This is a genomic window from Sedimentitalea nanhaiensis DSM 24252 (genome assembly GCF_000473225.1).
Taxonomy (GTDB): Bacteria; Pseudomonadota; Alphaproteobacteria; order Rhodobacterales; family Rhodobacteraceae; genus Sedimentitalea; species Sedimentitalea nanhaiensis.
Genome location: NZ_KI421509.1, coordinates 3,493,018 through 3,516,001, shown reverse-complemented (window position 1 = coordinate 3,516,001; position 22,984 = coordinate 3,493,018). Strand labels below are relative to the sequence as shown.

The following is a 22,984-nucleotide window of genomic DNA, read 5'->3' as shown; positions in this document are numbered from 1 at the left end:
TTGGCGCGCGTGTCAAAGGGAGAGGCGGCACATTGCCAAACCGGCTTGACCCGTGAAACCGTGCAGGGCATCACCGCCACCATGCTGATATACAAAATTTTCCGCGCCGACGAATGGGCCACCTTGCAACAGCAGGGGGAAACCACCGGCGCGCCGGTCGATCTGGCCGATGGTTTCGTGCATTTTTCGACCGCAGCACAGGTGGCGGAAACTGCGGCCAAGCACTTTGCCGGGGTCGACCACCTGCACCTGCTGGCGATGGACTCCGATGCGATGGGCGATGCGCTGAAATGGGAACCTTCGCGCGGCGGAGCACTGTTTCCGCATCTTTATCGCCCTCTGCGGCTGGACGAGGTGATCTGGGCCAAACCCCTGCCGCTGATCGACGGAACACATGTGTTTCCGGGCGGCATGACATGAGCCGGCTGGAAAAGCTGGGTCTGGCGCTGTTGCACCGGGTTGATCCGGAAACTGCACACGGGCTGGCCATGCGCGCGTTGCAGGCCGGGCTGACCGCCACGCCAGGGCCGGTCACGTCGGATCGCCTGCGCTGTACCCTGGCCGGGATCAACCTGCCCAACCCGGTCGGGCTGGCGGCCGGGTTCGACAAGAACGCCACCGCCCTGCGCCCGCTGTCGCGCGCCGGATTCGGGTTCATCGAGGTTGGAGCCGCCACCCCCCGCCCGCAACCGGGCAACCCGCGCCCGCGCCTGTTCCGGCTGACCGAAGACCGGGCCGCGATCAACCGGTTCGGCTTTAACAACGAGGGCATGCAAGCCATCGGCGCGCGCCTCACGCAACGCCCAGCCGGTGCGGTGATCGGGCTGAATCTGGGGGCCAACAAGGACAGCGACGACAGGCCCGGAGATTTCGCGCGGGTTCTGCGTCACTGCGGGGCACATCTGGACTTTGCCACTGTCAACGTGTCGTCCCCCAACACCGAGAAACTGCGCGACCTGCAAGGCAAGGCGGCACTCAGCGCGCTGCTGAACGATGTGCTGCAAACCCGCGACACCCTGCCCCGCCCCATTCCGGTGTTCCTGAAAATCGCACCGGATCTGACCCCGGACGAGCTGGCCGATATCGCGGACGTGGCCCGCGAAACCCGCATCGATGCGGTGATCGCCACCAATACAACGCTGGACCGCGACGGGTTGCACAGCGCCCATCGCGAACAGGCCGGCGGGTTGTCGGGCGCGCCGCTGTTTGACAAATCCACCCGCGTTCTGGCCCATCTCAGCCGTCGGCTGGATGGCTCTATCCCGCTGATCGGGGTCGGGGGCATCGGCAGCGCCGAGCAGGCCTATGCCAAGATCTGTGCCGGAGCGTCGGCGGTGCAGCTCTATACCGCGCTGGTCTATGGCGGGCTGGCGCTGGCCCATGACATTGCAAGCGGGCTGGACCGCTTGCTGAAACGGGACGGATTTGCCAACGTGTCCCAGGCCGTGGCAAGCAAACGAGAGGATTGGCTGTGATCGAATTCTGGCACAACCCGCGCTGTTCCAAATCGCGTCAGGCGCTGACGCTGTTACAGGCGCGCGGCATCGAGATTCGCGAGCGGCGATATCTGGAAGAGGCCCCCAGCCTGGAGGAACTCGCATCGGTCCGCGCAGCCCTGGGACAGCCTCCGGCGGTCGATATGATGCGCGTGGGCGAGAAGCTGTTTCGCGAGCTGGGGCTGAGCAAGACGGACGATGACGCCACCCTGATGCAGGCCATGGCCGATCATCCGATCCTGATCGAGCGCCCGTTGGCCATCTCCGGCCGCCGCGCGGTGATCGGCCGTCCGCCTGAACGGGTACTGGAACTGCTTTAGAGTGCCCCCGCCCCGGCCGCACGTTCCAGAGCCGGATAGCGCGCGCCCAGGGTGATCGCACGGGCGACGAAGGAAAACAGAAAGGCGATCCACAGACCGTGATTGCCATGATCCGGCACCAGCAACAGCGCCGCCACGACATAGGCCCCGGTAGACAGGATCGCCATGTTGCGCATGTCTCTGGTACGGGTTGCGCCGATGAACACACCATCCAGCATCCAGCTGGCCACCCCCAGCAACGGCACCATCAACATATAGGACAGATAGACGCGCGCTTCGGCCCGCACTTCGGGCGCTTTGGCCATCAGATCGATGATCGCCCCGCCCCACAGCGCAAAGGCCAGCGACAACAGCACTGTGCCCACCACGGCCCAGAACGACGCCAGCAGGATGCTACGGCGCAGGCGCGTCACACTGGCGGCCCCCACGGCCTGCCCCACCAGCGCCTCGGCGGAAAACGCAAAGCCGTCCAGCGCATAGGCGGTGATCTCGATGAACTGCAACAACACCTGGTTTGCCGCCAGAGTCACATCGCCAAAGCCGGAGCCCAAGAACAGGAACGACACAAAGATCGCCATCAGCAGCAGCGAACGTATCAGGATATCCACGTTGACCACCACCATGTGCCGCAGCCGTTCGCGGTCAAACACCCGCGCCCAGTTGCGCCAGGCCGGATTGGCAAATGCGTCCCGGCACAGCCACAAGGCCAGCGCAAAACCGCTCCACTCGGCCAGAAAGGTGGCAAAAGCGACCCCGTTCACACCCCAGCCCAGCCCCAGCACGAACCACAGATCCAGCAGGATGTTCAGCCCGTTCATCCAGACCTGCAACACCAGCACGCCGCGGGTGCGCTCCTGTGCGATAAGCCAGCCGGTGATGCCGAAAATCGCGATTGCCGCCGGGGCGGACCAGACCCGGATCTGCATATATCCGCGCGCCATCGCCTCGACCTCGCGCGAGGCCGGGGACACCTGAAAAGCGCCCCAGAACAGCGGCACCTGCAACACGATGACCGCCGTTCCGCCCAACACGCCAACCATGACCGCACGGGTCAACAACGCGGTGACCTCGCCCATCCGCCCGGCCCCCAGCGCCTGGCTGGTCAACCCCGTGGTGCCCATGCGCAGAAAGCCAAAGAACCAGTACAGCGAGGCAATGATGATCGCCCCGATCCCGACCGCTCCAATCGGAGCGGCCAGCCCAAGCTGGCCCACGACGCCAGTATCCACCGCACCCAGAATCGGCACCGTAGCATTGGAAATGACAATCGGAATCGCGATCTTCAGCACCCGGGCATGGGTAATGCCCGGCGCGGTCTCAGCCATTGTCGGGCGCGTCGCGCGGCGGCATCAGAAAATGCCCGGCGGCCTGGGCGAACAGCTTGTCGCGATTGTCCTGCCAGGCTTCGACCCGCATCGAGGCATAGCGCCGCCCGGACCGGCTGACCGTGGCGCGGGCATAAGCATCCCGCGGCAGCCCCGAGCGCAGATAATCGACGGTAAAGTTGATCGTCTTGGGCAGGCGGGGCAGATCCTCGGCCCCCATCTTCTCGGGGTCGAAAGCCCCCGATTCGATATCCGGCCACAGATAGGCCCAGCTGAGCGTGATGATCATCGTGGTTTCCAGGAACGCCGCCGTGACACCGCCGTGGATCGCGGGCAGGAACGGATTGCCAATCAGCTTGTCGTCAAAATTCAGCAACGCGGTCAACTCGTCTCCGCGGCGTTCGAATTCGATTCCCAGAAAGCGGATATAGGGCACGCCTTCGACCAGCGCCTTGAGCGCGGCATCGCGGCGCTGCTTGACCACCTGGATCGGTTCGGGACGGGGGCGCGACATCAGCGACGCTCGACCGTGAATGCGCCGGACGCCGTCGCGACCGGGCGGTCTGCGTCATCATCCGTCGCCGTGGCGCGGACAAAGGCGACCGACCGGGTGATGTGATAGCAGGTGGCCGAGGTCCGGATTGTCTGCCCCGGCGTGGCGGCGCGCATATAATCGATGCGCAGATCGATTGTGGCCGTACCGCCCGGGGCCGACGGGTGGCTCATCACTGCCGCACCACAGCAGGTATCCATCATCGCCGACACCGCCCCCCCATGCACGACGCCGGTTTTCGGGTCGCCCACCAGTTTCTTGTCATACGCCATTTCAATCTGCGCATTGCCAGCGCCGATATCGGTCAGCCGCATGCCCAGCGCCTTTGCGTGTGGAATCGCCTCGATGAATTTCCGCGCCAGTTCCACCTTGTCCACCATGGCCGATCCCCTTGTCTTGCCTTTACCGCCTTTATGATCAGTGCGGCGACAAAAGGGCAACCCCGGCGGTTGCGCTTGGCGAAACATGGGCTTACCGTCAGCGCAACGAAAAGAGGGATCCATGGCTGACTTACGTTTGTCATTCAAGGAGATGTGCGCCGAGTTCGATGTGACTCCGCGGACACTGCGGTATTACGAATACATTGAATTGCTTCAGCCCGACCGCGAGCGTCGCGCGCGCTTCTATGGGCCGCGCGAATGCGCCCGCATGAAACTGATCATGCGCGGTCGCAAGTTCGGGTTTCAGCTGGAAGAGATCCGCCAATGGCTGATGATCTACGAAAACGAAGGCAATGCAGCCCAGATGCAGGCCTTCGTGGACATGGCCGACCGTCAAATGCAGGAATTGGAAAACCAGCGCGAGCAGCTGGACGAGGCTATGTCCGAATTGAAAACCCTGCGCGACGCAACAGCCAAGATCGTGACCTGATTGCGCCACATCTGCCTGCTAGCAGAGCGCATCGAACTGGTCCGGGCGTGATTCACGGATCCGTTTCATTGTCGGCGGTGGGATCGGGGAAATGCTCTTACGTCACAAAATGCGTGACGCAACGTCCGACTTACGTCAACGTCAATCACATGTTGTAAACCCACCAAATGATCCTCATCTCATTGCCACAGTGGATGGCAAACGGGAGTATTCTTGATGTCTGAAGAGACAATGACGATCCGCCAAATGTGCGACGCCTTTGATGTGACGCCCAGAACCTTGCGCTTTTACGAGTCCAAGGAACTGCTGTTCCCCGAACGCGCGGGCCAGAAGCGGCTGTTTACCAAACGTGACCGGGCCCGGCTGAAACTGATCATGCGCGGCAAGCGGTTCGGCTTCAGCCTTGAGGAAATCCGCCAGTTGCTGGACCTGTACCATTTGGGCGACCAGCAACAGACCCAGTTGGCGCGCACCGTTGCAATTGCACGTGATCGCCTGGCCGACATGGAGCGTCAGCGCGACGATCTGATCCAGACCATTAACGAAATGAAGATGCAGCTGGAATGGGGAGAAAAGATCCTCGCCAGTGCGGCTGAACAGAAAAAGGCAGCCGAATAAGGCCCGTCTTCAATCCAGAACTCAAAAATTCCCGGAAAATCTCGGAGTCCAGATATGCCCAGCTATACCGCGCCAACCAAAGACATGCAGTTTCTACTGCACGACGTTCTCAAGATCACCGAAGCCGAGATTCCCGGCTATGACGAGTTGGAGCGCGATTTCACCGGCGCGATCCTGGAAGAGGCCGGCAAGATCAGCTCTGCGGTTCTGCAACCGCTGAACACCATTGGCGATACCGAAGGCTGCACGCTGGAAAACGGCGTCGTGCGCACCCCGACCGGGTTCAAGGCCGCATTTGAGCAGGTCAAGGAAGGCGGCTGGCCCGGTCTGGACATGCCCGAAGAATACGGCGGGCAGAACATGCCCTACGTTCTGGGCACGGCGGTCGGGGAAATGTTCTCGGCCTCCAACCAGGCCTTTACCATGTATCAGGGCCTGACCCACGGTGCCGCCAGCGCGATCCTGGCCCATGGCAGCGACGAGCAGAAAAACACCTACCTGCCCAAGATGGTCGCCTGCGACTGGACCGGCACCATGAACCTGACCGAGCCCCATTGCGGCACCGACCTGGGCCTGATGCGCACCAAAGCCGAACCGCAGGCCGACGGCAGCTTCAAAATCACCGGCCAAAAGATTTTCATCTCGGCCGGCGAGCATGACATGTCCGACAACATCATCCACCTGGTGCTGGCCAAGATCACCGGCGGCCCCGAAGGCATCAAGGGCGTGTCGCTGTTCATCGTTCCCAAATTCATGGTCAACGAAGATGGCAGCCTGGGCGCGCGCAACGGTGTCGCCTGTGGCAATCTCGAAGAAAAGATGGGCATCCACGGCAACTCGACCTGCGTGATGAACTATGACGGCGCCACCGGCTATCTGCTGGGTCAGGAACACAAGGGCATGCGCGCCATGTTCACCATGATGAACGAAGCCCGTCTGGGCGTCGGAATGCAGGGGCTGGCGCAGGCCGACGCCGCTTATCAGAATGCGGTGATCTATGCCAAGGACCGCCTGCAGGGCCGCGCCGTGACAGGCGCCGAAAACCCCGATGGCCCCGCCGATCCGTTGATCGTACACCCGGACATTCGCCGCAGCCTGATGGATCAGAAATCGTTCACCGAGGGCGCGCGGGCTTTCATCCTTTGGGGGGCCACGATGATCGACCGGGCCCACCGCGGCGGCGATGCCGATGCGGACGGGCTGATCTCGCTGCTGACACCGGTGATCAAGGGCTTCCTGACCGACAAGGGCTATGACATGACCGTGCAGGCACAGCAGATTTACGGCGGGCATGGCTATATCGAAGAATGGGGCATGTCGCAGTACACCCGCGATGCCCGTATCGCGATGATCTATGAAGGTGCCAATGGCGTTCAGGCGCTGGACCTGGTGGGGCGCAAGCTGGCGCAGGACGGCGGCAAACACGTGATGGCATTCTTTGACATGGTGAAATCCTATATCAAGGAGAACGCCGGTCAGGACGACGCCTTTGACCGGGATTTCATCGAGCCGCTGAAAGCCGCGTCCAAGGACCTGCAGGCCGCTGGCATGTACTTCATGCAGAACGGCATGAAGAACCCCAACCACGCGCTGGCCGGGTCCAACGACTTCATGCACATGTTCGGCCATGTCTGCCTGGGTCTGATGTGGGCACGGATGGCCAAGACCTCGGCCGATGCGCTGGCCGCAGGCACAGGGGACGCTACGTTCCACGAGACAAAGCTGGCCACCGGGCGCTATTACATGGCGCGTCAGCTTCCTGCGACAGCCATGCATCTGACCCGCATCCAAACCGGAGCGGATACGGTGATGGCGCTGGACGCCGCCAACTTCTGATCGCCCAATGGCGGCCCGGTTTCCGCCGGGCCGCTGTGGGCATCTTCTTGATTTGGGTTGGAAATGCCAAAGCGCTTTCGCCTGCCCCGTGCGTGCCGGATGCACTGACCAAAACGCTGCTGCGATCAAGGAAACGGATGAATACCCAGGCGACGGCCTTCCCCGGATGGGCAGCCCCACCGGAACGACACGAATTTGGGCATGTCTCGGTCCGGCGGGGCATTGCCGTTTACCGCATTGGCTCTCCAGCCGACGTGGCATGAAAAAAATGCGGCGTTAATCTTAACAAAAGGTAAAGGCAAATCGCGGATAGGTTGTTTTCTTAATAAAATTTTCACAACTTGCGCCAGCACGGCATCGTGGCAACAGGCGACTTCGGGGAGAAACGGACAATGACAATCAAGCTTTATTGCTTTGGCGAAAGCGGCAATGCCTACAAGGCGGCCCTGACCCTACAACTCAGCGGGCTGGAATGGGAACCGGTCTATGTCGACTTTTTCAACGGCGAGACCCGCACCCCCGAATTTCGCGCCATCAACGCGATGGGCGAAGTCCCGGTCATGGTCGACGGCGATCTGACCCTGTCGCAATCGGGCGCGATTCAGGATTTCATCAGCACCCGCTCAAGCAAGATGGGCGGTCACAGCGCCAATGAACGCCGCGACATCATGCGCTGGATCCTGTGGGACAATCACAAACTGTCGTCGGTGGCGGGCCTGACCCGATTCCTGATAAACTTCTTGCCCGAAGACAAACGCCCCGCCGAAGTAATCGCGTTTAACCAGGGACGGCTCAAGGCCGCCTATACCATCCTGAACGATGAACTGGCCGACAAGGACTGGCTGGTCGGGGATCGCCTGACCATCGCCGACATCGCCTGTTGCGGTTACCTGTTCTATCCCGAACCGTTCGGTTTTGACCGCGCGGATTGGCCCCATATCGACGCCTGGCTGACCCGCATCAGCGATCAGCCTGGCTGGAAAGCACCCTATGACCTGATGCCCGGCAACCCGTCGGATCGAGCTTGAGGAGACAACTATGACCGAAGCCTATATTTATGACGCGCTGCGCACCCCGCGCGGCAAGGGCCGCAAAGACGGCAGCCTGCACGAGTTGACCAGCCTGCGGCTGAGCGCACAGACCCTGAATGCGGTCAAGGAGCGCAACAATCTGGACGGCCACGCCGTCGAAGACGTGATCTGGGGCAACGTGACCCAGGTTATGGAACAGGGGGGGTGCCTCGCGCGCTCGGCGGTTCTGGCCTCGGATCTTGACGAATCCATTCCCGGCCTGGCCATCAACCGCTTCTGCGCCAGTGGCATGGAGGCCGTGAACCTGGCCGCCAATCAGGTGCGCGGCGGTGCCGGCGAGGCCTATATCGCTGGCGGGGTCGAGATGATGGGCCGGGTTCCCATGGGCAGCGACGGTGCCGCCATTGCCGTCGATCCCAGCGTCGCCTTTGACACCTATTTTGTGCCCCAGGGCATTTCGGCGGATATCATCGCCACCGAATACGGCTTTACCCGCGATCAGGCCGATGCCCTGGCGGTGGAAAGCCAGCGCCGCGCCAAGGCGGCGTGGGACGACAAGCGGTTTGCGAAATCCGTCATCACCGTGCGCGACCAGAACGGGCTGCCGATCCTGGACCATGACGAATACATGCGCCCGCAGACCGACATGCAGTCCCTGGGCGCGCTGAACGCCAGCTTTGCCATGATGGGCGAGCAGATGCCCGGTTTCGACAAGATCGCGCTGATGAAATACCCGCATCTTGAGCGGATCAACCACATCCACCATGCAGGCAACAGTTCGGGCATCGTCGATGGCGCCGCCGCCGTTCTGATCGGCAACAAGGAATTTGGCGAAAAGCATGGCCTGAAACCCCGTGCCCGCATCAAGGCCACGGCCAAGATCGGCACCGATCCGACGATCATGCTGACTGGGCCGGTACCGGTGACACAGAAAATTCTGGCCGAAAACGGCATGACCATTGGCGACATCGACCTGTTCGAAGTCAACGAAGCCTTTGCATCCGTGGTGCTGCGTTTTCAGCAGGCGTTTGACGTCGATCCCGAACTGGTCAACGTCAACGGGGGCTCGATCGCCATGGGCCACCCGCTGGGCGCCACCGGAGCCATCATCATCGGCACGCTGCTGGACGAGTTGGAACGCACCGGCAAACAGACCGGCCTCGCCACCCTGTGCATCGCATCCGGCATGGGTGCTGCAACGATCATCGAGCGCGTGTAAACGAGCGGATCAGGAGATAACACATGACTGATTTCACCATGAAGACAGACGCCGACGGCGTCGCCATCATCACCTGGGATTGCCCCGGCCTGACCATGAACGTGATGAAGACCGAAGCCTTCCGCGTGCTGGACGACCTGATCGACCAAGCGCTGGCGGATGATGCGGTCAAGGGCATCGTCATCACCAGCGGCAAGGCGGATTTCGCCGGCGGCATGGACCTGAACGAACTGGGCGCGATGCGCGATGCGGCCGGCGACAACCCGGCACAGGGGCTGTTTGACGGCGTCATGCAGATGCACACCGTCCTGCGCAAGATCGAGCGCGCCGGCATGGACCCCAAGACCAACAAGGGCGGCAAGCCGATTGCCTCCGCCCTGCCCGGCACCGCAGTCGGTATTGGCCTCGAACTGCCGCTGGCGACCCACCGCATCTTTGCCGCCGACAATTCCAAGGCCAAGATCGGCCTGCCGGAAATCCTGGTCGGTATCTTTCCCGGCGGCGGCGGTACCACCCGTCTGGTGCGCAAGCTGGGCGTGATGGGCGCTTCGTCCTTCCTGCTCGAAGGCAAACTGGTCGCACCTGACAAGGCCAAGGCCGCCGGTCTGATCGATGAGGTAACCGCCGACCCGGTCGCCGCAGCCCGCGACTGGGTGCTGAATGCCAAGGATGCCGATCTGGTCAAGCCGTGGGATGCCAAAGGTTATAAAATGCCCGGCGGAGCCCCCTATCATCCGGCCGGTTTCATGACCTTTGTCGGCGCCACCGCTATGGTACACGGCAAGACCCAGGGCGCTTTCCCCGCCGCCAAGGCGCTGCTCAGCGCGGTCTATGAAGGCGCGCTGGTGCCATTTGACACCGCGCTCAAGATCGAGGCGCGCTGGTTCACCAACGTGCTGATGAATCCCAGCTCCAGCGCCATGATCCGCTCGCTGTTCGTGAACAAGGAAGCGCTTGAGAAAGGTGCGGTCCGTCCCAAGGACGTGCCGGATCAGCGGGTCAAGAAACTCGGCGTTCTGGGGGCGGGCATGATGGGCGCGGGCATCGCGCTGGTCAGCGCGCAGGCGGGCATGCAGGTGATCCTGATCGACCGTGATCAGGCTGCGGCCGACAAGGGCAAGGCCTATACCGAAGCCTATCTGGACAAGGGCATCGCGCGTAAAAAGATCACCCCCGAAAAGAAAGAGACGATGCTGGGTCTCATCACCGCGACGCCGGATCTCGACCAGTTGAAAGACTGCGATCTGATCATCGAGGCGGTGTTCGAAGACCCCAAGGTCAAGGCCGAGATGACCCAGAAAGTCGAAGCGATCATCCCCGAGGATTGCATCTTTGCCTCCAACACCTCGACCCTGCCGATCACCGGGCTGGCCAAGGCCTCCAAACGCCCCGAGCAGTTCATCGGCATCCACTTCTTCTCGCCCGTCGAACGGATGCTGCTGGTCGAGATCATCAAGGGCCGCGAAACCGGCCCGCGCGCCGTCGCCAAGGCGCTGGATTATGTGCGCCAGATCCGCAAGACGCCGATCGTGGTCAACGACGCGCGGTTCTTCTACTGCAACCGCTGCATCATCCCCTACGGCAACGAAGCGGCCCGCATGGTCACCGAGGGTGTCGCGCCGGTGCTGATCGACCACGCGGCGCAACAGCTGGGCTTCCCGGTGGGTCCGATCCAGCTTGGCGATGAAACCAGCATCGATCTTGCCGCCAAGATCACCCGCGCCACCAAAGAGGCGATGGGCAATGACTATCCCGCATCCGAGGCGGACGATCTGGTGTTCTGGATGGAAGATCTGGGCCGTCTGGGCCGCAAATCCAAGGCCGGATACTTCGACTATGACGACAAGGGCAAGCGTCTCGGCTACTGGAAAGGCATCCACGACAAATACCCGCTGGCCGAAGAGCAGCCCGACCTGATCGAGGTGCAGGAACGGCTGATGTTTGCCCAGGTTCTGGAAGCCGTGCGCGCGCTGGAAGAGGGCGTGGTCGAGGACATCCGCGAAGCCGACGTGGGCGCGATCCTGGCCTGGGGCTTTGCACCCTGGTCCGGTGGCCCGCTCAGCTGGCTCGATATTCTCGGTGCGCCCTATGCGGCCGAACGCTGCGATCAGCTCGAAGCCAAATTCGGCGAACGGTTTAAATGCCCGGCGCTGCTGCGTGAAATGGCCGAAAAGAACCAGACGTTCTATGGCCGCTTTGCCGCCAGGGCACAGGCCGCCTGATCCCGGTCGCACCAAGGATCGACCCGGGGGCGCAGCGATGCGCCCCTTTTCTTTCTGGCGCGGGGTTCAGGCGCGGTCCATCGCCTCGACGGCCAGAATGGTCGGCAAGTGACGGACAATTTCGTCCCATGTGTCGCCCTCATCCAGGCTGGCAAACACCGACCCGCTGTTGGTGCCAAAATAGACCCCCGCCGGGTCACGCGCGTCTCCGGCCATCGCCTGGCGCAGCACCGTAAAGAAACAGCTTTGCTGTGGCAGGCCAGCGCGCAGATCATGCCAGCTTTGCCCGCCGTCGCGCGACCGCCACACCGCCGCCGCCGCATCCGGCGGATAGCGCCCGGTGCTGTCGCCATTCAGCGGCAGGGTCCAGATTGTATCCGGATCGCGCGGATGCACCCGAATCGGAAATCCAAAGGTCGACGGCAACCCCGGCGTGATGTCCTCCCAGCTGCGCCCGCCGTCGCCGGACCGCCAGACGCCATGGTGGTTCTGTTGATACAGCAGATCCCCGGTCCCATTGGCGCGCATCATGTTGTGCACGCAATGTCCGGTTTCTCCGTCGCGCGGTGCCGCCGGATGGTCATGCCCCGCGCAAGCCCCGGCGTTGGACAGCCGGTTGCGCCGCTCCCATGTCGCGCCCCCGTCCTCGGTCGCAAACACCCCCGCCGCCGAAATCCCGACCCACAGCTTTTGCGCATCCGCCGGATTGCTGACGATGGTGTGCAGCACCAGCCCCGCCGCGCCGGGGTTCCAGCCCTGCGCCGTGGGGTGGTCGCTCAGCCCCTGCACCCGGTGCCATGTCTCGCCGCCGTCCCTGCTGGCCAGCAGGCCAGCAGGCTTGGTTCCGGCATAAAGCGTGCCATGCGCCTGCGCCAGCGACCAGATCTGGGTGAACTCGTCGCCAAAGGGCAAAGGTTGATCGGTCCAACCGATCAGTGCCGCAAAATCGGGATCGTTCGCTGCCCAGTCATCCGTCGTGCCCTTGGTCAACCGCACATTCTGCCAACTGGCGCCGCCGTCGCACGATTTCCAGACGCCCGCGCCAGTCCACTCGCCGCCGCCCCCGGCCCACAGGGTTCCGGTTTCGGCGTCGCCAATGATATGGTTGATCGGCCAGCCGTCGCAATACGGGCCCTCAACGGCCCACCCGCCCCGGTCCTGTCCACCGCAAGCCAGGAAAACACCCTTGGTGGTTCCCAGCAAAAGGGTCAATCCGGATGCGACCATGACACCCTCCCGCGCCTGAAAATTTGCGCCAGCATACCACGGATCCAGAGCCGCCGACAGCGTCCCGGACCATCCAAGCGGCATCAGCCCGCCGGGTCGAGCGCGCCGAACCCATAGCCGAACCGCGCGATATCCTCGGCGCAGCTGTCAGCAACCGCATCCGCGGCAGCGTCCGTATAATACCGCCGATAGTCCCGGTCCCGTTGCGATGCGTTCAGACGCGGCAGGGTCAGATCGAACCCCAGATGGGCCATCAGAGACGCGGCATCGCGTTCAAACCGCTCGATCCGGATATAGGCGCTACACTGTTCGACCCCATCCGCCCGGCGCATATAGCGCGCCGCCGGCCAGGCCCGGAACCCGTCCCGCGTCTGCGCATGGGTCGCAAAGGCGTCAAACGGCAATCGCCGCGCCAGGTCCACCGCCGGATGGTCAAAGCTCTGCCCCTGCAACCAGTGGTAATAACTGACCGCCCGGTCCCAGGGATTGCGCACCAGAGTAAAGGCAAACAGCCCCTCCAGATCCGGACCGGGCACCAGACCGTCAATATCCGCCATCGTCGCATGTTTCCACAACCGGCCCCGCGCGGCGACGGTGTTCAATCGCCGCCGCCGTCTGTGCGCCTTGGGCGTGTCCCCCAGCAGGATGTCATCCTTCATCGCCCGCGCCTCTAGCGCCATGGCCAGTGAGGTTCCACCGGTCTTGGGAATATGAATGAATACAAAACGGCGACCGGTGCTCAGGATCATGGGTACAGGCTAGCGGAATCAACGCCAATCGCAATGATCTCAACGCGGGCTTTTCTTTGCCGCGCCCGCGTCGCAGTATCACGCCGAAACCAAATCCATTGCGGAGGATGACATGGGCTGGATGCAAGATGAAACCGGGCTGGAAAAAACCGCCGCGAACCATGTGCCGCTGACGCCGCTGTCCGCGCTGCGCCGGGCGGCGCATGTCTTTGCCGATGAGATGGCCGTGGTCTACGGAGCGCACCGCAAGACCTATGCCGAGCATTACGACCGCTGCACCCGGCTGGCCTCGGCTCTGGCGGGCATGGGTGTTGAGCCTGGCGATGTGGTGGCCACGATTCTGCCCAACATCCCCGCCCATGCCGAGGCGCATTTTGGTGTGCCTGCCTGCGGCGCGGTGCTGAATGCGATCAACACCCGGCTGGATGTGGGCACGGTGGCCTATATTCTGCAACACGGCGGCGCCCGGGTCGTTCTGGTGGACAGCCAGTTCCTCGAACTGGCCGAGACCGCAATCAAGCGGCTTGAGGGCCGCGCTCCGCTGATCATCGAAGTCCCCGACATGCCCGCCGGTCACCCGGCCAGCGGTCGCCACGCCACCTATGAACAGGTGCTGGGCAATGCACCTCACGATTTTGACTGGATTCTACCGCAGGACGAATGGGAAAGCATTGCGCTGAACTATACCAGCGGCACCACCGGACGCCCCAAGGGCGTGGTTTATCACCATCGCGGCGCTTATCTGAACGCGATGGGTCAGGTGATCAGCTGGGGCATGGTGCTGCGCCCGCGCTATCTGACCATCGTGCCGCTGTTTCATTGCAACGGCTGGTGCCATACGTGGATGATGCCCATGGTCGGGGGCACAATTGTCTGCTGCCGCGACATCACCGCTCCGGCGATCTTTGACGCCATCGCCGACGAAGGCGCGACCCATTTCGGCGGCGCACCCATCGTGCTGAACATGCTGGTCAACGCGCCCGACAGCGAACGCCGCAGCTTTGATCACACGGTTCAGGTCTTTACCGCCGGTGCGCCCCCCGCCCCGGCCACGCTGGCGAAAATCGAACCGATGGGCTTTCACGTCACCCAGGTCTATGGGCTGACCGAGGTATACGGCCCGGCGACCGAATGCACCTGGGGGCCGCATCTGGATCATTTAGAGGGCAAGGAACGCGCCGCGATCAAAGCCCGGCAAGGCGTGGCCATGCCGTTCATGGAACATATCACCGTGGTGGACGATCAGATGGGCCAAATCCCGATGGACGGGGTCGCACAGGGCGAAATCGTGATGCGCGGCAATGGCGTGATGAAGGGCTATCTGAAAAACCCCGAGGCCACCGCCGAAGCGTTCAAGGGCGGCTATTTTCACACGGGCGACATCGCGGTGCAGCATGCCGATGGCTATATCCAGATCGCCGACCGGGCCAAGGACATCATCATCTCGGGCGGCGAAAACATCAGCTCGGTCGAGATCGAAGGCGTGCTGATGGGACACCCCGACGTGCTGCTGGCCGCCGTCGTCGCCAAACCGGATGAAAAATGGGGCGAGGTGCCTTGCGCCTTTGTCGAACTCAAACCCGGTGCCAGCGCCACCGAGGCCGATCTGATCGCATTCACACGCGAAACCCTCGCGGGCTTTAAAACCCCCAAGCGGGTGGTGTTTCAGGAACTGCCCAAGACCTCGACCGGCAAGATCCAGAAATTCGAGCTGCGCCAGATCGCCGCCACCGCATGATGCGTCGGCCTCAGCGGTGCAAAGCGGTTTGCCGCACGCCTGACCGCCATGCTAGACCCGCGCAGAAATACAGGCGCGGTACAGTCAAATCATGACGGCACTCAAGGAATACGAACGGCTCGAGGCTTCGGGCCTTTGGCGTCCCGGTCCCGAAGAACAGCGCCGCGAAGTCGTCCTGTCGATCGGCGAGGCGACGCTGACCATTTCCGACATGCGCGACCGCCCTCTGGCCCATTGGTCGCTGGCGGCGCTGGACCGGCTGAATCCAGGCACGTTGCCCGCGATCTATGCGCCGGACGGCGATCCCGGCGAGACGCTTGAGATTGCCGAGAACGAAACCGACATGGTGGCCGCCATCGAAAAGCTGCGCCTGGCCATCGAACGCGCCAGGCCCCGGCCGGGCCGTCTGCGGATGGCCAGCACCCTGACCGTGATCGTGGTTGTCGCCGCCGCCCTGCTGCTGTGGCTGCCCGGGGCGCTGACGCGCCACGCGGTCAATGTCGTGCCCCAGATCCAGCGCCAGGCCATTGGCCTTTCCCTTTTGGGGCGCATCGAACGGGTGGCCGGGCGGGCCTGCGCATCCACCGATACCGCGCCGGTTCTGGCCCGGCTCGCGCGCCGCACCAAGGTGCGAAAACTGGTGGTTCTGCGCACCGGGCTTGCTGATGCACGCCACCTGCCCGGCGGCATCGTACTGCTCAACAAGGCCCTGATCGAAGATTTTGAGGACCCGGCGGTCGTCGCGGGCTATATCCTTGCCGAACGCACCCGCGCCCAGGGGGCGGACCCGCTGGCGGCCCTGCTGCGGGCCAGCGGGCCGTTTGCGACCTTCCAGTTGCTCACGACCGGCAAGCTAAGCCGCGAAAGCCTCGATAACTATGGCGAAACCGTGCTTGTCGCGCCCGCCGCACCATTGCCGGACGCGCCGCTGTTGCAGGCCTTTGCCGCCACCGCAGTCCCGTCGACGCCTTATGCCTATGCCCGCGACATCACCGGCGAATCTGTTCTGCCCCTGATCGAAGCCGACCCGATGGCCGGACAATCCCCCGCCCCCGTACTCAGCGACCGCGACTGGGTGCTGCTGCAAAGCATCTGTGGCGGCTGACCCGTCGCGACAGTTACTTGATCCGGGTCCAGGTCTGATCGAAACACAGCAACCCGCCCAGAACACAGCCCGCCGGGTACAGCGTGTCGCCCTTCAGGGTCATCTTGCCGATATAGGTCTTGCCATTGGACGGCCTCCAAGCCTTGCCTTTGTAGGTTCCATCACCCTGTGGCACCATGTCGAGGATCAGCTTCTTGCCGATATTGGGCGATTTGTACTCGCCCCCGCTGTTGAACGTGCGCACCATCGTGCCACAGAATGCGCCGCCGCAGGGGGCCATCGCCACATGCGCATAGGCACCGTCATCCACTTCGGTCTGCCAGGTGCCCTCAACCGGGTCCGCCATCGCCCCCCCGGCCAGACCCAATGCCACCACGGCTCCCAAAACGATTTTCTTCCCGATCCGCCTCATCCGGCCGCCTCCTCTGCTTGACGCAATCTGACCTCGCCCCGGGCGCCGTGGCAAGCCTGATCTTGCGGCGCGTTGCAATCCCGCCCCGCCCCGTGCCATATCGCGGCCAAACTGTCGCGAAAGGCCCCCCAATGATCCTCTATCCCGCAATCGACCTGAAAGATGGACAAGCCGTGCGCCTGGTGCGCGGCGAGATGGAGCAGGCCACCGTATTCAACGACGACCCCGCCGCCCAGGCCCGCGCCTTTGTCGAGGCCGGATGCGAGTGGCTGCATCTGGTCGATCTGAACGGTGCCTTTGCTGGCACACCGGTCAACGCCGCCCCGGTCGAGGCGATTCTGGCCGCCTGTGACGTGCCCGCCCAGCTGGGCGGCGGCATCCGCGACATGGCCACCATCGAAAGCTGGCTTTCCAAGGGTCTGGCCCGCGTCATCCTGGGCACCGTGGCGGTGGAAAACCCCGATCTGGTGCGCGAGGCGGCCCGCGCCTTTCCCGGCCAGGTCGCGGTCGGTATCGACGCGCGCAACGGCATGGTCGCCACCAAGGGCTGGGCCGAGAAAACCGACGTGAACGTCACCGATCTGGCAAGATCGTTCGAAGACGCGGGCGTCGCCGCCATCATCTATACCGACATCAACCGCGACGGCGCGATGCAGGGCCCCAACGTCGCGGCCACCGCCGCGCTGGCCCGCGCGGTTTCGATCCCGGTGATCGCCTCGGGCGGGGTGTCCTCTCTGGATGACCTCATCGCGCTACGCGATTGTGGCGTTGCGCTGAACGGCGCGATCTCGGGCCGGGCGCTTTATGACGGCGCGCTGGACCTGAAACAGGCCCTGGCAACGCTGAGGGGCTGACCACTCAGCCGCCCGCCGCTTTGGCCGTCAGCTTGTCCAGCGCACCCTGCATCTTGCCGATCGCCGGCAAATCGTCGTCGACCGCCAGATCGTCCAGCATTTCGGCGGGGTCCTGATAGGCCAGCCAGACCTGCCCGTCGCCATCGGCATAGGCCAGCACCTTCAGCGGCAGGAACAGCCCGGCCAGGGGGTCGGCCTGCATCACCGGCGTGCCCAGCTTGGGATTGCCGAAGATGAGCAGTTCGGCATCGTTCATTTCAAGGCCCGCGCCGCGTGCGCCCGCGGCATGATCGACGCGCGCGAACACCGTTGCCCCGGCCCCTTCGACCGCCGCCTGCAACGCGTCCATCGCCGCATCCACCGATTTGCCGGTCTTGACCCGTACCAGATCATCCGCCCCGGCCTGTCCGGCCCCCGCCAGCGCAACCGCCGCCGCCAGAATGATATGTCCACGCATGTCGAACTCCTTTCCGTTTATCCGATGACCCGCATGTCTTCATGCCCGGCGGGACGGGTCCAATCACTTCTCTGGTATCGGCGCGATTTTGCGATTAGGACATGGCTCAAAAGGACCGGACATGCTCAAGACCCGCATCATCCCCTGTCTCGACGTTGCCGATGGCCGCGTGGTCAAGGGTGTCAATTTCGTCGATCTCGTCGATGCCGGCGACCCGGTGGAATCCGCCCGTGCCTATGACGCCGCCGGGGCCGACGAGCTGTGCTTTCTGGACATCCACGCCACCCATGAAAACCGCGGCACCATGTTCGACGTGGTGCAGCGCACCGCCGAGCAGTGTTACATCCCGCTGACCGTCGGCGGGGGTGTGCGCAGCCGCGAAGACGTGCGCGACCTGCTGCTGGCCGGGGCTGACAAAGTGTCGTTCAACTCGGCCGCCGTGGCCCGCCCTGACGTCGTGGCCGAAGCCGCCGATCAGTTTGGCAGCCAGTGCATCGTTGTCGCCATCGACGCCAAGACCGTCAGCCCCGGAAAATGGGAAATCTTCACCCATGGCGGGCGCAAACCCACCGGCATCGACGCAGTGGAGTTTGCGCGCACCGTGACCGCAAAAGGCGCGGGCGAAATCCTGTTAACCAGCATGGATCGCGACGGCACCCGCGCCGGGTTCAATCTGCCCCTGACCCGTGCCATATCGGACGCGGTAAGCGTGCCGGTGATCGCCAGCGGCGGTGTCGGTACGCTGGATCACCTGGTGCAGGGCGTGACCGAGGGCGGTGCCAGCGCCGTGCTGGCCGCGTCGATCTTTCATTTCGGCGACTTCACCATCGGTGAGGCCAAACAGCATATGGCCGCCGCCGGCATCCCAATGAGGCTGACATGAGCATTCTGACCGAGCTTGCCGAAACCATTGCCGCCCGCAAGGATGCCGACCCTGACAGCAGCTGGACCGCCAGGCTGTTGGCCAAGGGCCCCGAGAAATGTGCTGAAAAATTCGGCGAAGAAGCGGTCGAGGCGATCATCGAAGCGGTCAAGGGCGACCGCGCCGCGCTCACATCCGAGGCCGCCGACGTGCTCTATCACCTGCTGGTCATGCTGGCCGCGCGCGACGTGCCCCTGTCAGACGTTCTGAACGAACTGGCCCGTCGGCAGGGCGTCAGCGGCATCGCAGAAAAATCCGGGCGTAAGGCGCAGTAGAATCGGGTCCACAGCAGGTCCGAGCCTCACAGTGTATGTACGGGGTATGTACAACATCTGTACGCCCGGCTCAGGCGCGTTTTTCGTAAATTCGGGCCTGCGGACCTGCCCCAATCACAATTTGGACGAGATGATCCCGGTGGCGAATCCGCCCATGCGCAATTCGCCGAACAGGCGCTGATACTCGATTTTGGGGCACCGGTTCTGAATCACCGTCACCCCGCGCGCTTCGGCCCTGGCCGCCGCCTCGGCATGCTCTACTCCGATCTGCATCCAGATCGTCTGCAACGCCGGAAACGCCTGCAACGCTTCGTCCACAATCGGCGGAACCGCGTCGGATCGGCGAAAAATATCCACCATATCCACCGGCCCCTCAATGTCCGACAGCGACGCCATCACCGTTTCGCCGAACAGTTCGGCACCGGCATGCCCCGGATTGACCGGGATCACCCGGTATCCCTTGAGCGCCAGATATCGCGCCACATAAAAGCTGGGGCGTACGGAATTCATCGACACACCGACCACGGCAATCACCTTGGTCCGCTTCAGAATCTGTCTGAGATGGTCATCGGAATAGTTGGTCATGGGATCAGTCTAACCGCTTCTGCCGTCATAAAAAAGCGCCCAAGACCGAATAAGGTCCAGGGCGCAGGTATCGGAACGAGGGACAGTGAAATGATCCACGGAAGTTCCAGTCCGTGGTCCCAATTGATATAGGAACGAATCCGGTCCGTTGAAGCCCCGCTCGCAAAGCCGTGAAACCCCGGTGCCAGAAATCAATGAGAAGCCAGAACCCGGGGCCAATTGGCATCCGCCCGCTCTATGTTGCCCGGTACGTCCTGGATCCATTTGTCCCAGACCGCGGCATTGTGGATCAGATACAACTTGCCATCGCGGATCTGCCAGACACGCGGATCCGTGCGCAGAACCAGCCCCGACGACACCCCATAGGCGCAATAGCCGCCGAATTGCGGCGCATAGGCACGCGGGTTGGCCTCGAATCTCTCGCGATTCTCATCCGATATAAAAAGCCAGACCGCGCCTTTCCACAGCACCGCAATATCCGGATCGCCCGACGTCGGTTCGCCTGTCGTGAAATAGGCCACCACATCATACCCGTCGATGGCCGCCCCATCGCGCGCATTAAAAATGGGCTCGTCCGCCCGGGCCGCAATGGCCCAGAACACAATGGCCCCACCCAAGAGGCAAAGCCGGATGGCGGGCAAGAATGGAAAGCGCACGGATCTTGTCATTGGCAGACAATGGCAACTGTCGCGCGGTCTGAAAACCCGGGAAACGCAGATGTGAAGCGCGCGTGGCGCAGCTGTGATCATTGTTTCAACGGGTTCAGTCCAGCAAATCCTCGATCGCGTCCCAGGCCTCTTCCATCAACTTGTGCATCAGGCCCTTGCGCTTCTTTCTCGGCTTGTTCCCGATCTTCTTGACCGGCTTGCGACGTGGCGAAAGAGCCGCAGATGCGCCGACCCGGGATTTGCCAAGCACAGGCCGGTCCGGTCTGGCCATGGCATCGCACCGCAGGCGTTTCAGCTCGTGCAGGGGGGCGCCACAGGCAGAACAGGCCAGTTCGTGTCGCATTGCCTTGCCCAGCACCAGCGCCGCTCGGGTACCACAGTAACAACATGTGGCGATCTTGGTCGTCTGGAGCATCTGCGCGGGCCTCGAAACTAATCAGTTCTCAATATCGTGCCGTACGCCCTGTTTACAACATGCACACCAATTCTTGTCCTGTTTGACGCAGTAAATCGCACCCTGAAAAGGATGAAATTCATGCCGGACATCTCGCCTGATCTGCCCTTTTCCATCAGCCTGCGCCGAGTTAACCAATGCGTCGGATATGTTGCATTGCTACTGCCTTTGGCCCTGGTCGCACTGACCCTCCTGGGAGGGCTTTGTTTTCGCGCATCCATCAGCCACTATTATTTCAGTCGTCTCGGCGGCGATCTGTTTGTCGGGGCGCTGGTGTTTGTCGGCCTGTTGCTGGCTGCGTTCTATGATTTCGAGCCGCAGGAGACCGAGGGTTGCCTGCAACACCGCTGGTACGATCTGTGGCTCGTCAGGCTGGCGGGGATCTGCGCTCTGGGGGTTGCCTTTGTGCCGACAGCGGATTCCGGCTGCGCCTATCAGCCATCCGATGTCGCCCGCGTGTTCCTGACCCAGCCCCAGGGTTCCGAGACCGCGTCCGTTCCCGGCGGGCGAGTCACCGGCACCATCAGTCATGATTTCTGGGCCAGCTTCGAAGGTTTGGGCGGTGGCGATACGGTGCCGGTGGCCCTGCGCATGCTGCATGTCTCGATGGCAGGCGTGATGTTGGTCATCCTGGCCTACTACGCGTTCTTCGTCTTTACCCGAGGCAATAGTTCGGCCTCATCGGGTCCGGTCCCTCCCGGCAGCCGCAAAGCCCTGCGCAACCGCTGCTATCGCGTTTTGGGGCTGGCAATTGCCCTGTCCGTCGCCGCCATCGCGACCAAGACCGGCTGCGTGAACTGGCTGTTGTCCGCCACTCAGGCCCAAAGGCTCGATGCCTGGTGGGACGCGCGGCGGCTGACCTTTGTTCTGGAAACAATTGCCCTGGGAAGTTTCGGCCTGAGTTGGCTGATCAAGGGGCGTTTTATCTCGCTGCTAAAGGACGAAGGGCCGTGAATCATCCTCGACGCGACGCGTATAGTGCGACCGCTGCGGCGTTGGACACATTCAAAGACCCAAATAACCCGGCGGCATCAATCCGGACCAGTTGATCGACGGTCTCTTTGGTCTTCTGACGCAGCCCCGGCCCCTCGGCCCCCAGAACCAGAGCCACGGCCCGATCTGCCCGCCCGGCCACAGCGGTTTCGATCGTATCCTCCGCCTCGCCGTCCAGACCCAGAACCAGATATCCCATGTTCTGCAATTCGGTAATTGTATCCGCGAGGTTGCGCATCCGCAGATAGGGCTGACGCTCCAAAGCACCGCTTGCGGTTTTGGCCAACGCGCCGGTCTCGGGCGCCGAGTGATGCCGTGTGCCGATCACGGCGCTGGCCCCCAGCACCTCGGCACTGCGCAAGATCGCGCCGACATTGTGCGGATCGGTCACCCGGTCCAGCAGGATGACCCTGGGGGCATGTGCCCCGATGCAGACTTCGCTCAGGCTGCCCCAGGACAACGGCTTGACCTCCAGCGCCGCGCCCTGATGCACCGAACCGGGATCGATAGGCGCGGAAAACCTCCGCGCATCGTCCAGTTCCGGCGTAATTCCGGCCTCGGCAATGGCATCGGCCAGCTTGGCCTGGGCATTCAGCGTCACGATCAGCCGCAATTTCTCGCGGCGCGGATTGACCAGCGCATCGCGTACCGCGTGCAGACCGAACAGCCAGACTGTTTCGTCCCCTTGCGCCTTGCGTGCCTGTTCCTTTTCGACCACCCACTTTGGTTTTTTCATCGCGCCGTCCTCTGAGCCAAGCAACTGAAAATCGAGACCATATCAGCAGATTTTCCTGTTGACGCCCCTTGGGTGCGCTTGTAATCACGCCTCCACGTCAGGCGCAATGCGCATGACAGTGGGCGACAGGCCGCAAGGTGTGGCAGGGGACTGTAACTCCCTCGCGGAGACGCACGCCTGGTTCGATTCCAGGGTCGCCCACCATTATCCATTGAATATATTGGATAGATTCGGATTGTACGGCTTTTGCTAAGCATCGCCTAAGCCGTGGATTCTGGTAAACGGCCTGAATGCGTGCTGGGTCGATAACAGAAACGTG

General features: G+C 62.8%; 26 protein-coding genes and 1 tRNA gene. 16 read left to right on the top strand and 11 right to left on the bottom strand.

Features of this window, described 5'->3' with window-relative positions:
• Positions 1-81 precede the first annotated feature (81 nt).
• The 3 genes from NANH_RS0119305 to arsC are packed head-to-tail and all read left to right on the top strand — an operon-like array spanning position 82 to position 1,816.
• Positions 82-420, top strand: coding sequence for a DUF952 domain-containing protein (locus tag NANH_RS0119305; protein WP_027263554.1), 339 nt, complete (start codon positions 82-84; stop codon positions 418-420).
• Positions 417-1,475, top strand: coding sequence for a quinone-dependent dihydroorotate dehydrogenase (locus NANH_RS0119300; protein WP_027263553.1), 1,059 nt, complete (start codon positions 417-419; stop codon positions 1,473-1,475). The genes NANH_RS0119305 and NANH_RS0119300 overlap by 4 nt, the downstream gene beginning before the upstream one ends.
• Positions 1,472-1,816 (top strand): arsenate reductase (glutaredoxin), encoded by a 345-nt coding sequence (gene arsC, locus NANH_RS0119295; protein ID WP_027263552.1) that lies wholly within the window; start codon positions 1,472-1,474, stop codon positions 1,814-1,816. Before NANH_RS0119300 ends, arsC begins: the two co-directional genes overlap by 4 nt.
• Here the strand turns inward: arsC and NANH_RS0119290 are convergent.
• Genes NANH_RS0119290 through NANH_RS0119280 form a run of 3 tightly spaced genes read right to left on the bottom strand, consistent with a single transcriptional unit; the run spans position 1,813 to position 4,074 of the window.
• The gene (locus tag NANH_RS0119290; protein ID WP_027263551.1) at positions 1,813-3,141 is read right to left on the bottom strand and encodes an MATE family efflux transporter; all 1,329 of its coding nucleotides are present in this window, start codon (positions 3,139-3,141) and stop codon (positions 1,813-1,815) included. The genes arsC and NANH_RS0119290 overlap by 4 nt on opposite strands.
• The gene (locus tag NANH_RS0119285) at positions 3,134-3,655 is read right to left on the bottom strand and encodes a PaaI family thioesterase (protein WP_036050076.1); all 522 of its coding nucleotides are present in this window, start codon (positions 3,653-3,655) and stop codon (positions 3,134-3,136) included. Before NANH_RS0119285 ends, NANH_RS0119290 begins: the two co-directional genes overlap by 8 nt.
• Positions 3,655-4,074, bottom strand: coding sequence for a PaaI family thioesterase (locus NANH_RS0119280; RefSeq protein ID WP_027263549.1), 420 nt, complete (start codon positions 4,072-4,074; stop codon positions 3,655-3,657). Before NANH_RS0119280 ends, NANH_RS0119285 begins: the two co-directional genes overlap by 1 nt.
• 121 nt (positions 4,075-4,195) lie before the next feature.
• Between NANH_RS0119280 and NANH_RS0119275 the strand changes: the two genes are divergently transcribed.
• From NANH_RS0119275 to NANH_RS0119250, 6 genes are all read left to right on the top strand, one after another.
• Positions 4,196-4,564, top strand: a complete 369-nt coding sequence (locus tag NANH_RS0119275) for a MerR family transcriptional regulator (protein ID WP_027263548.1) — start codon at positions 4,196-4,198, stop codon at positions 4,562-4,564.
• A gap of 216 nt (positions 4,565-4,780) precedes the next feature.
• Positions 4,781-5,182, top strand: a complete 402-nt coding sequence (locus tag NANH_RS0119270; RefSeq protein WP_027263547.1) for a MerR family transcriptional regulator — start codon at positions 4,781-4,783, stop codon at positions 5,180-5,182.
• 54 nt (positions 5,183-5,236) lie between these two features.
• Positions 5,237-7,018, top strand: coding sequence for an acyl-CoA dehydrogenase C-terminal domain-containing protein (locus tag NANH_RS0119265; RefSeq protein ID WP_027263546.1), 1,782 nt, complete (start codon positions 5,237-5,239; stop codon positions 7,016-7,018).
• 392 nt (positions 7,019-7,410) lie between these two features.
• On the top strand, positions 7,411-8,046 hold the full coding sequence (locus NANH_RS0119260) for a glutathione S-transferase family protein (protein ID WP_027263545.1): 636 nt from the start codon (positions 7,411-7,413) through the stop codon (positions 8,044-8,046).
• Between the two features lie 10 nt (positions 8,047-8,056).
• Complete coding sequence (locus tag NANH_RS0119255) at positions 8,057-9,268, top strand: acetyl-CoA C-acetyltransferase (RefSeq protein WP_027263544.1); 1,212 nt, start codon at positions 8,057-8,059, stop codon at positions 9,266-9,268.
• Between the two features lie 23 nt (positions 9,269-9,291).
• Entirely contained in the window at positions 9,292-11,490 is a 2,199-nt protein-coding gene (locus NANH_RS0119250; protein ID WP_027263543.1) for a 3-hydroxyacyl-CoA dehydrogenase NAD-binding domain-containing protein, read from the top strand.
• 66 nt (positions 11,491-11,556) lie between these two features.
• On the opposite strand, the gene NANH_RS0119245 is transcribed toward NANH_RS0119250, so the two are convergent.
• Together NANH_RS0119245 and NANH_RS0119240 are read right to left on the bottom strand one after the other, a co-directional pair.
• A complete protein-coding gene (locus tag NANH_RS0119245) occupies positions 11,557-12,717 on the bottom strand; it encodes a WD40/YVTN/BNR-like repeat-containing protein (protein ID WP_027263542.1) in 1,161 nt (386 codons plus the stop codon).
• Positions 12,718-12,800: 83 nt separating this feature from the next.
• Positions 12,801-13,466, bottom strand: coding sequence for a sulfotransferase family protein (locus NANH_RS0119240; protein WP_027263541.1), 666 nt, complete (start codon positions 13,464-13,466; stop codon positions 12,801-12,803).
• A gap of 112 nt (positions 13,467-13,578) precedes the next feature.
• Between NANH_RS0119240 and NANH_RS0119235 the strand changes: the two genes are divergently transcribed.
• Positions 13,579-15,204: an AMP-binding protein gene (locus NANH_RS0119235; protein ID WP_027263540.1), complete on the top strand. Its 1,626-nt coding sequence runs from the start codon at positions 13,579-13,581 to the stop codon at positions 15,202-15,204.
• Between the two features lie 91 nt (positions 15,205-15,295).
• Complete coding sequence (locus NANH_RS0119230) at positions 15,296-16,309, top strand: hypothetical protein (RefSeq protein ID WP_027263539.1); 1,014 nt, start codon at positions 15,296-15,298, stop codon at positions 16,307-16,309.
• Positions 16,310-16,322: 13 nt separating this feature from the next.
• Here NANH_RS0119230 and NANH_RS0119225 read toward each other — a convergent pair whose 3' ends face one another.
• Positions 16,323-16,721: a DUF2147 domain-containing protein gene (locus NANH_RS0119225; RefSeq protein ID WP_027263538.1), complete on the bottom strand. Its 399-nt coding sequence runs from the start codon at positions 16,719-16,721 to the stop codon at positions 16,323-16,325.
• A gap of 131 nt (positions 16,722-16,852) precedes the next feature.
• On the opposite strand from NANH_RS0119225, the gene hisA reads away from it, so the two are divergent.
• Positions 16,853-17,575 carry a 1-(5-phosphoribosyl)-5-[(5-phosphoribosylamino)methylideneamino]imidazole-4-carboxamide isomerase gene (gene hisA, locus NANH_RS0119220; protein WP_027263537.1) on the top strand — a complete coding sequence of 241 codons (723 nt, stop codon included), beginning with the start codon at positions 16,853-16,855 and terminating at the stop codon, positions 17,573-17,575.
• Positions 17,576-17,579: 4 nt separating this feature from the next.
• Here the strand turns inward: hisA and NANH_RS0119215 are convergent, their stop codons facing one another.
• Complete coding sequence (locus NANH_RS0119215) at positions 17,580-18,032, bottom strand: DUF302 domain-containing protein (protein ID WP_027263536.1); 453 nt, start codon at positions 18,030-18,032, stop codon at positions 17,580-17,582.
• 121 nt (positions 18,033-18,153) lie between these two features.
• Here NANH_RS0119215 and hisF point away from each other — a divergent pair, with 121 nt between their 5' ends.
• Together hisF and NANH_RS0119205 are read left to right on the top strand one after the other, a co-directional pair.
• A complete protein-coding gene (hisF, locus tag NANH_RS0119210) occupies positions 18,154-18,915 on the top strand; it encodes an imidazole glycerol phosphate synthase subunit HisF (RefSeq protein ID WP_027263535.1) in 762 nt (253 codons plus the stop codon).
• The gene (locus tag NANH_RS0119205; RefSeq protein WP_027263534.1) at positions 18,912-19,229 is read left to right on the top strand and encodes a phosphoribosyl-ATP diphosphatase; all 318 of its coding nucleotides are present in this window, start codon (positions 18,912-18,914) and stop codon (positions 19,227-19,229) included. Before hisF ends, NANH_RS0119205 begins: the two co-directional genes overlap by 4 nt.
• Positions 19,230-19,343: 114 nt before the next feature.
• On the opposite strand, the gene NANH_RS0119200 is transcribed toward NANH_RS0119205, so the two are convergent.
• The 3 genes from NANH_RS0119200 to NANH_RS0119185 all read right to left on the bottom strand — a co-directional run bounded on the left by NANH_RS0119200 (position 19,344) and on the right by NANH_RS0119185 (position 20,897).
• Positions 19,344-19,814 carry a CoA-binding protein gene (locus NANH_RS0119200; RefSeq protein WP_027263533.1) on the bottom strand — a complete coding sequence of 157 codons (471 nt, stop codon included), beginning with the start codon at positions 19,812-19,814 and terminating at the stop codon, positions 19,344-19,346.
• Between the two features lie 191 nt (positions 19,815-20,005).
• Positions 20,006-20,470 carry a YHS domain-containing (seleno)protein gene (locus tag NANH_RS0119195; protein WP_245601468.1) on the bottom strand — a complete coding sequence of 155 codons (465 nt, stop codon included), beginning with the start codon at positions 20,468-20,470 and terminating at the stop codon, positions 20,006-20,008.
• A 106-nt stretch (positions 20,471-20,576) separates the two neighbouring features.
• Positions 20,577-20,897 carry a hypothetical protein gene (locus tag NANH_RS0119185; RefSeq protein ID WP_027263531.1) on the bottom strand — a complete coding sequence of 107 codons (321 nt, stop codon included), beginning with the start codon at positions 20,895-20,897 and terminating at the stop codon, positions 20,577-20,579.
• A 120-nt stretch (positions 20,898-21,017) separates the two neighbouring features.
• On the opposite strand from NANH_RS0119185, the gene NANH_RS0119180 reads away from it, so the two are divergent.
• On the top strand, positions 21,018-21,890 hold the full coding sequence (locus tag NANH_RS0119180) for a hypothetical protein (RefSeq protein WP_245601467.1): 873 nt from the start codon (positions 21,018-21,020) through the stop codon (positions 21,888-21,890).
• Position 21,891: 1 nt separating this feature from the next.
• On the opposite strand, the gene rlmB is transcribed toward NANH_RS0119180, so the two are convergent.
• Complete coding sequence (gene rlmB, locus NANH_RS0119175; RefSeq protein WP_027263529.1) at positions 21,892-22,665, bottom strand: 23S rRNA (guanosine(2251)-2'-O)-methyltransferase RlmB; 774 nt, start codon at positions 22,663-22,665, stop codon at positions 21,892-21,894.
• Between the two features lie 120 nt (positions 22,666-22,785).
• Here rlmB and NANH_RS28660 point away from each other — a divergent pair.
• Positions 22,786-22,869, top strand: a tRNA-Tyr gene (locus tag NANH_RS28660).
• The last annotated feature ends 115 nt before the right edge of the window (positions 22,870-22,984 follow it).